This is a genomic window from Enterobacter sp. UPMP2060 (assembly GCF_053709655.1).
In genome coordinates this window covers 779,068-793,012 of sequence record NZ_JBSKJQ010000001.1, presented here as the reverse complement: position 1 = coordinate 793,012, position 13,945 = coordinate 779,068, and the positions used below count along the sequence as shown (strand labels likewise).

The 13,945-nt window shown below is 57.5% G+C and carries 15 protein-coding genes; 13 read left to right on the top strand and 2 right to left on the bottom strand.

What is annotated here, in order from left to right:
- Positions 1 to 16: 16 nt before the first annotated feature.
- Positions 17 to 1,045, bottom strand: coding sequence for a Mal regulon transcriptional regulator MalI (locus tag ACWKXN_RS03935; protein WP_454543330.1), 1,029 nt, complete (start codon positions 1,043 to 1,045; stop codon positions 17 to 19).
- Between the two features lie 177 nt (positions 1,046 to 1,222).
- On the opposite strand from ACWKXN_RS03935, the gene malX reads away from it, so the two are divergent.
- The 3 genes from malX (at position 1,223) to add (ending at position 5,134) form a co-directional block, all read left to right on the top strand.
- Positions 1,223 to 2,815: a maltose/glucose-specific PTS transporter subunit IIBC gene (gene malX, locus ACWKXN_RS03930; protein ID WP_029740306.1), complete on the top strand. Its 1,593-nt coding sequence runs from the start codon at positions 1,223 to 1,225 to the stop codon at positions 2,813 to 2,815.
- A gap of 48 nt (positions 2,816 to 2,863) precedes the next feature.
- Entirely contained in the window at positions 2,864 to 4,036 is a 1,173-nt protein-coding gene (locus tag ACWKXN_RS03925) for a MalY/PatB family protein (RefSeq protein WP_454543329.1), read from the top strand.
- A gap of 96 nt (positions 4,037 to 4,132) precedes the next feature.
- A complete protein-coding gene (add, locus tag ACWKXN_RS03920) occupies positions 4,133 to 5,134 on the top strand; it encodes an adenosine deaminase (RefSeq protein ID WP_033145337.1) in 1,002 nt (333 codons plus the stop codon).
- 53 nt (positions 5,135 to 5,187) lie between these two features.
- Here the strand turns inward: add and ACWKXN_RS03915 are convergent, their stop codons facing one another.
- The gene (locus tag ACWKXN_RS03915; RefSeq protein ID WP_032657704.1) at positions 5,188 to 6,228 is read right to left on the bottom strand and encodes an oxidoreductase; all 1,041 of its coding nucleotides are present in this window, start codon (positions 6,226 to 6,228) and stop codon (positions 5,188 to 5,190) included.
- Positions 6,229 to 6,471: 243 nt separating this feature from the next.
- Between ACWKXN_RS03915 and blr the strand changes: the two genes are divergently transcribed.
- From blr to nth, 10 genes are all read left to right on the top strand, one after another.
- Positions 6,472 to 6,597 (top strand): division septum protein Blr, encoded by a 126-nt coding sequence (gene blr, locus ACWKXN_RS03910; protein WP_168112406.1) that lies wholly within the window; start codon positions 6,472 to 6,474, stop codon positions 6,595 to 6,597.
- 231 nt (positions 6,598 to 6,828) lie between these two features.
- Positions 6,829 to 7,044, top strand: coding sequence for a transcription modulator YdgT (gene ydgT, locus ACWKXN_RS03905; protein WP_013096896.1), 216 nt, complete (start codon positions 6,829 to 6,831; stop codon positions 7,042 to 7,044).
- A gap of 86 nt (positions 7,045 to 7,130) precedes the next feature.
- Positions 7,131 to 7,571, top strand: a complete 441-nt coding sequence (locus ACWKXN_RS03900; protein ID WP_023311379.1) for a DUF2569 domain-containing protein — start codon at positions 7,131 to 7,133, stop codon at positions 7,569 to 7,571.
- Between the two features lie 76 nt (positions 7,572 to 7,647).
- Positions 7,648 to 8,229 carry an electron transport complex subunit RsxA gene (gene rsxA / locus ACWKXN_RS03895; protein ID WP_014883581.1) on the top strand — a complete coding sequence of 194 codons (582 nt, stop codon included), beginning with the start codon at positions 7,648 to 7,650 and terminating at the stop codon, positions 8,227 to 8,229.
- A complete protein-coding gene (gene rsxB / locus ACWKXN_RS03890; protein ID WP_023311378.1) occupies positions 8,229 to 8,807 on the top strand; it encodes an electron transport complex subunit RsxB in 579 nt (192 codons plus the stop codon). Before rsxA ends, rsxB begins: the two co-directional genes overlap by 1 nt.
- Positions 8,800 to 10,824, top strand: coding sequence for an electron transport complex subunit RsxC (gene rsxC, locus ACWKXN_RS03885; protein ID WP_454543328.1), 2,025 nt, complete (start codon positions 8,800 to 8,802; stop codon positions 10,822 to 10,824). The genes rsxB and rsxC overlap by 8 nt, the downstream gene beginning before the upstream one ends.
- Positions 10,825 to 11,877 (top strand): electron transport complex subunit RsxD, encoded by a 1,053-nt coding sequence (gene rsxD / locus ACWKXN_RS03880; protein WP_454543327.1) that lies wholly within the window; start codon positions 10,825 to 10,827, stop codon positions 11,875 to 11,877.
- Between the two features lie 10 nt (positions 11,878 to 11,887).
- Positions 11,888 to 12,508, top strand: coding sequence for an electron transport complex subunit RsxG (gene rsxG / locus ACWKXN_RS03875; RefSeq protein WP_454543326.1), 621 nt, complete (start codon positions 11,888 to 11,890; stop codon positions 12,506 to 12,508).
- A 2-nt stretch (positions 12,509 to 12,510) separates the two neighbouring features.
- On the top strand, positions 12,511 to 13,197 hold the full coding sequence (locus ACWKXN_RS03870; protein WP_023617347.1) for an electron transport complex subunit E: 687 nt from the start codon (positions 12,511 to 12,513) through the stop codon (positions 13,195 to 13,197).
- A complete protein-coding gene (nth, locus tag ACWKXN_RS03865) occupies positions 13,194 to 13,829 on the top strand; it encodes an endonuclease III (protein ID WP_008500570.1) in 636 nt (211 codons plus the stop codon). The genes ACWKXN_RS03870 and nth overlap by 4 nt, the downstream gene beginning before the upstream one ends.
- Positions 13,830 to 13,945 lie beyond the last annotated feature (116 nt).

The window sequence follows — 13,945 nt, the reverse complement described above, 5'->3', positions numbered from 1 at the left end:
CGATGTGCAGCGGAGATTATTTCACCGTCACCAGCCGCGCCGCCACAATCTGGTGACCGGCCTGGACATCCATATTGTCGATGCGCTGCATGATCCTGTCCGCCAGCGTGTAACCCATCTCCCGAGCAGGGGTGGTGGCCCAGACAATTGGCAGATCGTCCAGCGCGTTTTCACCGACATCGGCGAACGCTCCCAGCGCCACCTGATGGCCGAAGAAGGTTTCCACCCCGCCCTCGCCGCTCTGACGCCCGGCGCGGATCAGGCCAAACCAGGCGCCCATAGCAATCACGTCGTTGTAACAAATCACGGCGCTGATCGTCGGACTGCTGCGCAGCAGCGCGCCTATCGCTTCCGCCGCTTTCTTCTGGCTGGATTCACACTCCACGACCCATTCGCTGTGGAAGGGCAGGCCGTACTTAATCAGCGTCGCGCAGTAGCCGCCGACCCGCTCGGCGCGGGTCAGGGACGAGCTTTTCCCACCCAGCCAGGCGATGCGCTGATGCCCGCGACGAATCAGATGTTCGGTCAGCATTTGCGCGGCCTGCATGTTATCCGGTCGCAGCGTATCGGCCTCTTCCAGATAGCTGGCGCGCGAAGCAAACACCAGCGGCACGCCTTTTTCGGCGGCGCGCTCGCACAGCTCGCTGCCCACGCCCGACGCCCCGGCGACGATCACTCCGTCAACACCCTGATTCAGCAGCATATCGAGCCGGGAGAGAAGCTGATCGGCCTCGCGACCGCCGTGCAGAAGAAAGACCATCCGCCCCTGCGCTTCAAGCGCTTCGGTTAACCCTGCGGTCAGCTCCGCATAGAAAGGTGACGTCAGGTCGCGGACAATCAGGCCAATCACCCCGCTTTGCCCGCCGCGCAGCGCCGACGCCTGACGGTTACGCACAAAACCCAGCTGCTCAACCGCCTCGTTAACCCGCTGACCGGTCGCAGGAGAGATGCGCCCTTTTCCGCTCAGCACCAGTGAAACGGTGCTGACGGAAACGCCCGCCGCCAGCGCGACATCGTTGATGGTGATTTTTTTCGCTACAGCCATGTGTTGGCGTGACTCCCTGAAATGAGATCGGTAAAACGTTTTATCAATACGTTATCTTTATACTACCAGTCAAAGCCTGAGAATGTGATTTAGCGCGCACTAAACTTTGATAAAACGTTTTATCTTCTCGCAGCATTGAAGCAGGCAAACTGATTTTAACAACAAAGGAGTCGTTTTATGACGGCGAAAGCAGCACAAAAAATATCGCTGTGGGAGTTTTTCCAGCAACTGGGTAAAACCTTTATGCTGCCCGTGGCACTCCTCTCGTTCTGCGGGATCATGCTCGGGATCGGCAGCTCGCTGAGCAGTAAAGACGTCATCACGCTGATCCCGTTCCTCGGTACCCCGGTGCTGCAGGCGATCTTCATCTGGATGAGTAAAGTCGGCTCCTTTGCGTTTAGCTTCCTGCCCGTCATGTTCTGTATCGCTATCCCGCTGGGCCTGGCGCGCGAGAACAAAGGCGTCGCGGCGTTTGCCGGGTTTGTGGGCTACGCCGTGATGAACCTGGCGGTTAACTTCTGGCTGACCGCGAAAGGCATTTTGCCGACCACCGACGCTGCCGTACTTAAAGCCAACAACATTCAGAGCGTGATCGGTATCCAGTCTATTGATACCGGGATCCTCGGGGCGGTGATCGCGGGTGTGATTATCTGGATGCTGCACGAGCGCTTCCACAATATCCGGCTGCCGGATGCCCTGGCCTTCTTCGGCGGTACCCGCTTTGTACCGATTGTTACCCTGGTAGTGATGGGTCTGTTCGGTTTAATCATTCCGCTGATCTGGCCGGTCTTTGCGATGGGCATCAACGGTATTGGCCGCATCATCAACGGCGCGGGAGATTTCGGTCCGATGATCTTCGGCACCGGCGAGCGTCTGCTCCTGCCGTTTGGCCTGCAGCATATCCTGGTGGCCCTGATTCGCTTCACCGAAGCGGGCGGTACGATGGAGGTGTGCGGTCACGACGTGAGCGGCGCGCTGACCATCTTCCAGGCGCAGCTGAGCTGCCCGACCACACACGGCTTCTCCGAAAGCGCCACCCGCTTCCTGTCTCAGGGTAAAATGCCTGCCTTCCTCGGCGGCCTGCCGGGTGCCGCGCTGGCGATGTACCACTGCGCGCGCCCGGAAAACCGTCATAAAATTAAAGGTCTGCTGATTTCCGGCGTGATCGCCTGCGTCGTGGGCGGTACCACCGAACCAATCGAATTCCTGTTCCTGTTCGTCGCACCGGTGCTGTACCTCATCCACGCGGTGCTGACCGGTCTGGGCTTTACCGTGATGGCGGTGCTGGGCGTGACCATCGGCAACACCGACGGCAACGTGATCGACTTCGTGGTGTTCGGGATCCTGCACGGCCTGTCCACCAAGTGGTACCTAGTGCCGGTCGTGGCGGCTATCTGGTTTGCGGTTTACTACGGCATCTTCCGCTTCGCCATCACCCGCTTTAACCTGAAAACGCCTGGACGCGATACCGATACGGCGAGCAGCGTTGAACAGGCGGTTGCCGGGACCGTGGGCAAATCCGGCTATAACACACCGGCCATTCTGGCGGCGCTGGGCGGCGCGGATAACATCACCTCGCTGGATAACTGCATCACCCGCCTGCGTCTGTCGGTGGCGGATATGTCAAAAGTGGATACCAACGCCCTGAAAGCCAACCGGGCCATCGGCGTGGTACAGTTAAATCAGCACAATTTGCAGGTGGTTATCGGCCCGCAGGTCCAGTCGGTGAAGGATGAGCTGGCAACCCTGATGCGAACAGTTGAAGCCTGATGCCTCAGCCCCCTCTCATGAGGGGGTTTTACTTTAAGGACTCACGTCATGTTTGATTTTTCTACCGTCGTGGATCGACACGGCACCTGGTGTACGCAGTGGGACTACGTCGCCGACCGCTTTGGCGCGGCCGATTTGCTGCCTTTCACCATCTCGGATATGGATTTGGCCACCGCGCCCTGCATTACCGACGCGCTGCATCAGCGCATCAATCACGGCGTGCTGGGCTACAGCCGCTGGAAGAACGATGAGTTTCTCGCCGCCGTCGCGCACTGGTTCCAGCAGCGCTTTAACAGCCAGATTGATACGGAAACCGTCGTTTATGGTCCTTCCGTTATCTACATGGTGTCAGAGCTGATTCGTCTCTGGTCACACCCCGGCGACGGCGTGGTGGTACACACCCCGGCATACGACGCGTTTTACAAAGCCATTGAAGGGAATGCGCGTCATGTGGTGCCCGTGGAGATGGAAAAGCACGCAGCAGGCTGGCAGGGAAATATGGCGGCGCTGGAAGCGGCCCTGGCGAAACCTGAAAACAAAATTTTACTGCTTTGCAGCCCGCAAAACCCAACCGGCAAGGTCTGGACGCGGGACGAGCTGACGCACATGGCTGGACTGTGCGCACGCTATGACGTGGCGGTTATCAGCGATGAAATTCATATGGATATGGTGTGGGGAGAGCATCGTCACACGCCGTGGAGCGCGGTGGCGCGCGGCAAATGGGCGCTACTCACCTCCGGCTCGAAAAGCTTTAATATTCCGGCGCTGACGGGCGCTTACGGACTGATTGGCGATGAACAGAGCCGTAACGGTTATCTCAGCGCGCTAAAAGGCCGGGACGGACTCTCTTCCCCTTCCGTGCTGGCGCTGACGGCGCATATTGCCGCCTATCAGCATGGAGCGCCGTGGCTGGATGCCCTGCGGGGGTATCTGGAAGAGAATCTGTTGTATATCGCGCAGGAAGTAAACCGCGCCTTTCCAAAACTGAACTGGCAGCCGCCCGAAGCAACCTATCTGGCCTGGATTGACCTGCGTCCGCTGAATATTGACGATCGGGCGCTGCAAAAAGTACTGATCGAGCAGCAAAAAGTCGCCATCATGCCGGGATATACCTACGGCAAAGAGGGAAATGGCTTTGTTCGCCTGAACGCTGGCTGTCCGCGCAGCAAGCTTGAACAAGGGGTGCAACGCCTCATTGCCGGGATTAACACGCTCCTGTAATCAATTTGCGCAACGGAATATTCCCTTGCGCAAATAGCTTTTTACCCCGTTTTGTTTTTATAATATGGCGCACTTTAACCAGAAAAGAGTGCGACCATGATTGATACACGCCTGCCTTTAACTGATATTCATCGTCACCTTGACGGTAACATTCGTGCCCAAACCATCCTCGATCTTGGCCGCCAGTTCAATTTAACGCTTCCTGCGCAGACGCTTGAGTCGCTGATCCCTCACGTACAGGTAACCTCCAATGAACCGGACCTGGTCAGCTTCCTGAGCAAACTCGACTGGGGCGTGAAGATGCTGGCCTCGCTGGATGCCTGCCGCCGCGTGGCGTTTGAGAACATTGAAGATGCGGCCCGTAATGGCCTGCATTACGTCGAGCTGCGCTTCTCGCCGGGCTATATGGCGATGACCCACAGCCTGCCCGTTGCAGGCGTGGTGGAAGCCGTGATTGAAGGCGTGCGCGAAGGGTGTAAAACCTTCGACGTTCAGGCCCGTCTGATTGGCATTATGAGCCGTACCTTCGGCGAAGCCGCCTGCCTGCAGGAGCTTGAAGCATTGCTGGCCCATCGCGATGCCATCACCGCCGTCGATCTGGCCGGTGACGAGCTGGGCTTCCCGGGCAGTCTGTTCCTCTCCCACTTCAACCGCGCGCGCGATGCCGGCTGGCACATTACCGTGCATGCGGGTGAAGCGGCTGGCCCGGAAAGCATCTGGCAGGCCATCCGCGAGCTGGGCGCCGAGCGTATCGGTCACGGCGTGAAGGCGGTAGAAGATCGCGCCCTGATGGATTTCCTGGCGGAGCAGCGTATCGGGATTGAGTCGTGCCTGACGTCTAACATTCAGACCAGCACCGTGGCAACGCTGGCGCATCATCCGCTGAAAACGTTCCTTGAGCACGGCGTGCTGGCCTCGCTGAACACTGACGACCCTGCGGTTCAGGGCGTGGATATCATCCACGAATACAACATCGCCGCACCGCAGGCGGGTCTGAGCCGCGAGCAGATCCGTCAGGCGCAGATCAACGGGCTGGAGATTGCCTTCCTGACGCCCGAAGAGAAGCAGGCGCTTAAAGATAAAGTGGCTCGCGGTTGAGCATTTGCCGGGTAGCGGCTACGCCTTACCCGGCCTACAACAGCCCTTATAGCTTATGCCAGACAGAGCGTGGCGCGATGTTTGGCAGATTCAATACCCAGCTCAATCAGTTCCATAATCTGAATCGCCTGGCTGGCCGGAACCGGATTTTCACCCGTGCCGTTCAGCGCATCGCGAATGCCCGCATAATAGGCCGGATAGTTGCCCGGGATCGTCAGCAAGGTCTCCTCTACCAGTTCCTCACCTTCCACCCGCGTGACCACGCCGTCGCGCATATCATAGCCCCAGTCTTCCTGCGGCAAACGTTCACCGCTTTTCAGCCGGTCCTCCTGCGGATCGAGGCCAAACTTCACGTAGCTCCCGCGCGTGCCGTGAATGATGTAGCGGGCCGATTCCGCGGCCGCGACCATCGTGCCGTGCAGCACAATCCGCCGCTGCGGGTAGCTGAGCACCGCGTGGAAGTAATCGGTCGTCTGCGCTCCGGGCCGGAGCTGGGCCAGATCGACCGTCATGCTCACCGGCAGACCAAAAAGATTGACGGCCTGATCCAGCAGATGCGGGGCTAAATCGTACCAGATGCCGCTGCCCGGACCGGCCTGCTCGCGCCAGCGGTTTCGTACCTGCGGACGGAAGCGGTCAAAGTGCGATTCAAAAAAGAGGATCTCCCCTAGCGTGCCTTCACTGAGAAGCCTTTTTACCGTCAGAAAGTCGCTGTCCCAGCGGCGGTTATGGAATACCGACAGCAGCCTGCCCAGACTTTTTGCCAGCGCATCCAGCTCGCGAGCCTGAGACAACGTGACGGTAAAGGGCTTATCGACCACCACGTGCTTACCGGCTTCAAGCGCGGCCTTTGCCAGCGGGAAGTGGGTGTCGTTCGGGGTGGGGATAACGATTAAATCAATATTCGGATCGTTGAAAAGGTGTTTTGGCTCAGAGACAACCGGCACGGAAGGCCAGTCGGCATGGACTTTAGCGGCATCGCTGCTGGATACCGCAGCCAGGGTCATCCCCGGCGTCCCGGCTATCAGAGGCGCATGAAACGTTTTGCTTGCATACCCGTAGCCGATAAGCCCAACGCGGATATTATCACTCATAGTGCCGTCCTCTTTTATGACGTTCTTATTTCACACTGGCTAGCCTGGCATTTCCACAGATTAATAATGTGCCATATGACTTAAAATAGCAGGTTGTACGGGTTGTTTTTGTTACATAGTATTAACCCACTGATTTTGTTTAAGGGAACCGTTCCCAAAGCGCTTGCCGTCGGGGAAACGTCGCTGTAACATTTGCGACCTGTATTTATGGATAAAGTACAACTACGAATCATGACGTCAATTATTAATCGAATCATTGAATTAGCGGGATGGATTGTCCTTGGGGTTTCGGTCATTTTGCTGGGCGTTGCCAGCCATATCGATAACTACCAGCCGCCGGAGCCTGTCACAGTCGCCCAACCTAAGTAACCGGTTACTGCAATAAAGAGTGACATAATATGTCAGTTACTTATTGCCAGCCCTGGTGAACACGGTTAACCTTCTCTTCCAGGCATCGTCTGATGCCTGAATTTCAGCAAAGAAAACTCCTAATTTCGTCGCGTTACCTGAGTGGGCTGTTTACGTCTTTATTAATCCGTTTATTATTCGAACGAATTACCTTAACTGGTATTACTCACTTTTATATGGAAACTTATTAATATGACAGTTCAGGACTATTTATTAAAATTTCGCAAGATCAATTCGCTTGAGAGCCTGGAAAAACTGTTTGACCATCTGAACTACACCCTGTCGGATAATCAGGACATCATTAATATGTATCGCGCCGCTGACCATCGCCGTGCGGAGCTGGTTTCCGGAGGTCGTTTGTTCAACGTGGGTGAAGTGCCTAAGTCCGTATGGCGTTACGTTTTATAAGAAAGTAGCCATCCGCGCGAAATGTTATATACTCTCCGCCCTGCAAACTGGCTGTACAACATTTCGCGCAGATTATGGGAGAGTTCATGACCGCAACGCCTGGAGAACGCATTGGAGGCTGGTTAATCGCCCCACTGGCATGGCTGCTGGTTGCCTTACTAAGCGCATCACTTGCGCTGCTGCTGTATACCACCGCACTGATTACTCCTCACGCTATCCAGACCCTGATGTCGCAAAGCGTGCTGAATATTGCGATGTGGTTTGTGTCGTTCGTTTTCGCGATTGGTATGTGGTACTACACCCTGTGGTTGACCATTGCCTTCTTTAAGCGCCGCAAAAGTGTACCTAAACACTACATTATCTGGCTGCTGATTTCGGTTCTGCTGGCGGTTAAAGCGTTTGCTTTTTCGCCCGTATCAGACGCTCTGGCCGTTCGTCAGCTGCTTTTCCCGTTACTGGCGGCCGCGCTGCTGGTCCCCTATTTCAAGCGTTCGACGCGGGTAAAAAACACCTTCGTGAACCCGTAATAACCTTACAGATAACCTGTTGTCGCCTGCGTGAGTTTGTCCGATAATAGGCGGCTTTTTTATTTCAGGCTAAATAATGACCGATTACTTACTGCTCTTTGTCGGCACCGTGCTGGTTAACAACTTCGTTCTGGTGAAGTTCCTTGGCCTGTGCCCGTTTATGGGCGTGTCCAAAAAGCTGGAAACGGCGATGGGCATGGGGCTGGCGACAACCTTCGTCATGACGATGGCGTCCATCTGCGCGTGGTTGATTGATACCTGGATCCTCATCCCGCTGGGGTTAATCTATCTTCGCACGCTGGCTTTTATTCTGGTCATTGCGGTTGTTGTGCAATTTACTGAAATGGTGGTGCGTAAAACCAGCCCGGCCCTCTATCGCCTGCTGGGTATCTTCCTGCCGCTGATCACCACCAACTGCGCCGTTCTCGGCGTTGCGCTGCTGAACATCAACCTTGGCCATAACTTTATGCAGTCGGCGCTGTACGGTTTTTCCGCCGCCGTCGGTTTCTCATTTGTTATGGTCCTGTTCGCGTCGATTCGCGAGCGTCTGGCGGCAGCGGATATCCCTGCGCCCTTCCGCGGTAACGCGATTGCGCTGGTGACCGCGGGTTTAATGTCTCTGGCCTTTATGGGCTTTAGTGGTCTGGTGAAGTTGTAATGAATGCTATCTGGATTGCCATCGCCTCTATCAGCGTCCTGGGGTTGGTGTTTGGCCTTATCCTGGGTTACGCCTCCCGCCGTTTCGCGGTAGAGGACGATCCCGTTGTTGAAAAAATTGATGAGCTTTTGCCGCAAAGCCAGTGCGGGCAGTGCGGCTACCCGGGCTGCCGCCCCTATGCCGAAGCGGTAGGCATTCAGGGTGAAAAAATTAACCGCTGCGCCCCCGGCGGCGAAGCGGTTATGCTGAAAATCGCGGCCCTGCTTAACGTCGATCCGCAGCCCGTTGATGGCGATGCGGAGGTGCAGGAGCCGGTTCGCGCCCTCGCCGTGATCGACGAGGCAAACTGCATCGGCTGCACCAAATGTATTCAGGCCTGCCCGGTTGACGCCATTGTCGGTGCCACCCGCGCCATGCACACCGTCGTGGCGGATCTGTGCACCGGCTGTAACCTCTGCGTGGCCCCCTGCCCGACGCAATGTATTGAGCTGCGACCGGTTGAAACGACTACCGAAAGCTGGAAGTGGGATCTTCAAACCATTCCGGTTCGCATCATTCCTGTGGAACAACATGCTTAAGTTATTTTCTGCTTTCAGAAAAGAGAAGATTTGGGACTTTGACGGCGGTATCCATCCGCCAGAGATGAAAACCCAGTCCAACGGCACGCCGCTGCGTCAAATTCCGCTGGCGACGCGTTACGTCATGCCGCTCAAACAGCATATTGGCGCTGAGGGCGAGCTGTGCGTGAAAGAAGGCGATACGGTTCTTCGCGGTCAGCCGCTGACCTTTGGCCGTGGACGTATGCTGCCGGTGCACGCCCCTACCTCCGGTAAAGTGGTGGCGATTGCCCCGCATACGGTGGCTCATCCGTCCGCGCTGTCGGAGCTGAGCGTGATCATTGAAGCAGACGGCGAAGACCGCTGGATCGATCGTGACGGCTGGAGCGACTACCGCAGCCAGAGCCGCGAAGCGCTTATCGAGCGAATTCATCAGTTCGGCGTCGCCGGGCTGGGCGGCGCGGGCTTCCCGACCGGCGTTAAGCTGCGCGGCGGTGGCGATAACATTCAGACGTTGATTATCAACGCCGCCGAGTGCGAGCCGTATATCACCGCCGACGATCGTCTGATGCAGGACTGTGCCGCTCAGGTGGTGGAAGGCATCCGCATCCTGGCGCACATTCTGAAGCCGCGGGAAGTGCTGATTGGTATCGAAGACAATAAACCGCAGGCCATCTCGATGCTGCGCGCCGTGCTGGCGGGCAGTCACGATATTAGCCTGCGCGTTATCCCGACCAAGTACCCTTCTGGCGGTGCAAAACAGCTGACGCAAATTCTCACCGGCAAGCAGGTGCCGCACGGCGGACGCTCTTCGGATATCGGCGTGCTGATGCAAAACGTCGGCACCGCCTATGCGGTGAAACGCGCGGTGATTGACGGCGAGCCGTTGACCGAGCGCGTGGTGACGCTGACCGGCGAGTCGGTTTCCCGTCCTGGCAACGTCTGGGCGCGTCTGGGTACGCCGGTGCGCCATCTGCTGGAACAGGCTGAATTTTGCCCGGCCAGCGACCAGATGGTGATCATGGGCGGCCCGCTGATGGGCTTTACGCTGCCGTGGCTGGACGTTCCGGTAGTGAAAATCACGAACTGTCTGCTCGCTCCTTCCCCAACCGAAATGGGTGAAGAGCAGGAAGAGAAAGGTTGCATCCGCTGCAGCGCCTGTGCCGATGCCTGCCCGGCGGATCTGCTCCCGCAGCAGCTGTACTGGTACAGCAAAGGCCAACTGCACGACAAAGCAAAATCACATAATCTGGCCGACTGCATTGAATGCGGCGCCTGCGCCTGGGTCTGCCCAAGCAACATTCCGCTGGTGCAATACTTCCGTCAGGAGAAGGCCGAGATTTATGCCATCTCCATGGAAGAAAAACGCGCCGCAGAAGCCAAGGCACGTTTCGAAGCGCGTCAGGCGCGACTGGAGCGCGAAAAAATCGCCCGTCAGGAACGCCATAAGCAGGCCGCCGTTCAGCCTGCCGGGAAAGATCAGGATGCGATCAACGCCGCACTGGCGCGCGTTCGCGAGAAAAAAGCCGATGCCGCCCAGACGGTGGTGATCCAGGCCGGGGAAAAACCGGATAACAGCGAAGCGATTGCCGCCCGCGAAGCGCGAAAGGCTGCGGCTCGCGCGCGTCAGGCGGAAAAAGCGCAAACGGTTCAGGCAGATACTGAGATCGACCCGCGTAAAGCGGCCGTTGAAGCGGCGATAGCCCGGGCCAAGGCCCGCAAAGCTGGAGAGCAGCAGGTAGTCGTCGAGCAAGAAGCGGTCGACCCGCGTAAAGCCGCCGTCGAAGCAGCGATTGCTCGCGCCAAAGCCCGCAAGGCTGCGCAGCAGGCGCCAGAGGCAGTATCAGAAGCACCACCGGTCGACCCGCGTAAAGCCGCCGTCGAAGCAGCGATTGCCCGCGCCAAAGCCCGTAAGGCTGCGCAGCAGGAAGAGCAGCCGCAGGCCGCCAACGATGACCCGCGCAAGGCCGCCGTCGCCGCCGCCATTGCGCGCGTTCAGGCGAAGAAAGCCGCACAGCAAGCCGTAAACGAGGATTAAATGGTTTTCAGAATCGCAAGTTCCCCTTACACCCACAACCAGCGTCAGACATCGCGCATTATGATGCTAGTCTGCCTGGCCGCGCTGCCGGGCATTGCCGTTCAGTGCTGGTTTTTCGGCTGGGGAACCCTGTTCCAGATAGCCCTGGGCTGCGCCAGCGCCGTCGCGGCGGAAGCGCTCGTCCTGAAGCTGCGTAAGATGGCGGTGTCACGCATTCTGGCTGACAACTCCGCGCTGCTGACCGGCCTGCTGCTCGCCATCAGTATTCCGCCGTTTGCCCCGTGGTGGATGGTCATGCTCGGTACCGTGTTTGCCGTGATCATTGCCAAACAGCTGTACGGCGGGCTCGGCCATAACCCGTTTAACCCGGCGATGATTGGCTACGTGGTGCTGCTAATCTCCTTCCCGGTGCAGATGACCAGCTGGCTGCCACCGCACGAGATTGCGGCCACGGTCCCGGACTTTATGGATGCCCTGCACGTTATCTTTACCGGCCATACGGCGCTCGGCGCTGATATGAACGCGCTGCGCATGGGCGTGGACGGTATCAGCCAGGCGACGCCTCTTGATACCTTTAAAACGTCCCTGCATGCCGGGCACAGCGTTGAGCAGATCATGAAATCCGCGATTTACAGCGGCATGCTGGCGGGTGCAGGCTGGCAGTGGGTCAACCTGGCGTATCTGCTGGGCGGCCTGTTCCTGCTGCAGCAAAAAGCCATTCGCTGGCATATTCCGGTCAGCTTCCTCGTGACGCTGACGGTTTGCGCGACGCTGGGATGGGTCTTCTCTCCTGAATCACTTGCCAGCCCGCAGATGCATTTGCTCTCCGGTGCGACCATGCTAGGTGCCTTCTTTATCCTGACGGATCCGGTCACGGCGTCAACGACTAACCGCGGCCGCCTGATCTTCGGCGCGCTGGCGGGCCTGCTGGTATGGCTCATCCGCAGCTTTGGCGGTTACCCGGACGGCGTCGCGTTTGCCGTCCTGCTTGCCAACATTACCGTTCCGCTCATCGACTATTACACGCGTCCGCGCGTGTACGGCCATCGCTAAGGGTTTCGCCATGTTAAAAACGATGCAAAAGCACGGCGTCACGCTGGCTGTCTTCGCCGCGGTCCTGACCGGGCTGACGGCCCTGGTTAACACGTTAACCAAAACGACCATCGAAGAGCAGGCTTCAAAGCAGCAAAAGGCGCTGTTCGATCAGGTGATCCCGTCAGATTTCTACGATAATGATCTGCAAAAAAGCTGCTTTGTGGTAGACGCACCGCAGCTTGGGAAAGGCGCGCACCGCCTCTTTATCGCCCGTAAAGGGAATAGACCGGTAGGCGCGGTGATGGAAGCGACGGCGCCCGACGGCTATTCCGGCGCCATTCAGCTGCTTGTCGGCAGCGATTTCTCCGGCACTATTCTGGGTACTCGCGTGACGGAACATCATGAAACGCCGGGCCTGGGCGATAAAATTGAAACCCGTCTGAGCGACTGGATTTTGCACTTCGCCGGTAAAGTTATCCATGGCGAAGGTGATACCACGTTTGCGGTGAAGAAAGATGGCGGCGAGTTCGACCAGTTCACCGGCGCGACCATCACGCCGCGCGCCGTGGTGAACGCCGTAAAACGAGCCGGGCTGTATGCTGAAACGCTGCCCGCGCAAATCAACAATCTTCCGGCCTGTGAGGAGTAATCATGAGCCAGGTTAAAGAGGTTATTGTCCAGGGGTTGTGGAAGAACAACTCCGCGCTGGTCCAGCTTCTGGGGATGTGTCCCCTGCTGGCGGTAACGTCCACCGCCACCAACGCGCTCGGTCTGGGTCTGGCAACCACGCTGGTTCTGACCCTGACCAACCTCTCCATCTCCGCCCTGCGACGCTGGACGCCTTCGGAAATTCGTATTCCGATTTATGTCATGATCATTGCGTCGGTGGTCAGTATCGTCCAGATGCTGATTAACGCCTACGCGTTTGGCCTGTACCAGTCGCTCGGGATCTTTATTCCCCTTATCGTCACCAACTGTATCGTCGTTGGCCGTGCGGAAGCGTTCGCGGTGAAAAACAGCCCCGCCATGTCGGCGTTGGATGGTTTTTCCATTGGAATGGGCGCCACCTGCGCCATGTTCGTGCTGGGCTCGCTGCGCGAGATCCTCGGTAACGGTACGCTGTTTGACGGCGCAGATGCGCTGCTGGGCGGCTGGGCCAAAGCGCTGCGCGTTGAAGTGTTCCACACCGATACGCCATTCCTGCTGGCAATGCTGCCCCCTGGCGCGTTTATTGGCCTTGGCATGATGCTGGCGATAAAATACCTGATTGATGAGAAACGTAAGCGCCGCGCGGCTGAGCGTAGCGTTCTGGAAGGGACACCCGAGAAGGCTTCATGAATAAAGAAAAGCGCATTGCGATCCTGACCCGTCTGCGGGACGAGAACCCGCACCCGACGACGGAGCTGAATTTTACCTCCCCGTTTGAGCTGCTGATCGCGGTGTTGCTCTCTGCACAGGCGACCGATGTGAGCGTCAATAAAGCCACTGCCCTGCTCTATCCGGTCGCCAATACGCCAAAAGCCATGCTGGAGCTGGGCGTGGAAGGCGTGAAGTCCTATATCAAAACCATCGGCCTGTTTAACAGCAAAGCCGAGAACGTCATTAAGACCTGCCGGATCCTGCTGGAACAGCACGGAGGCGAAGTACCGGAAGATCGCGCCGCGCTGGAAGCCTTACCGGGCGTGGGGCGTAAGACCGCAAACGTGGTGCTCAACACCGCGTTTGGCTGGCCGACCATCGCCGTGGATACGCATATTTTCCGCGTCTCTAACAGGACTAACTTCGCGCCGGGGAAAAATGTTGAGCAGGTCGAAGAGAAGCTGTTAAAGGTGGTTCCGGCCGAATTTAAGGTTGACTGCCATCACTGGCTGATTCTGCACGGCCGCTATACCTGTATTGCCCGTAAGCCTCGATGCGGCTCGTGCATTATTGAAGATCTCTGCGAATACAAAGAAAAAGTGTATCCCTGATCGTCACAAACCCTTACCAAAAGAAGGGCTACCAGACACCCTTCTTTTGGCCGTTATTTGTCCGTCTTTCATTCCCCCTGACCTGTCACTTGTTCGGTTGTTTAACGCTCAAACAG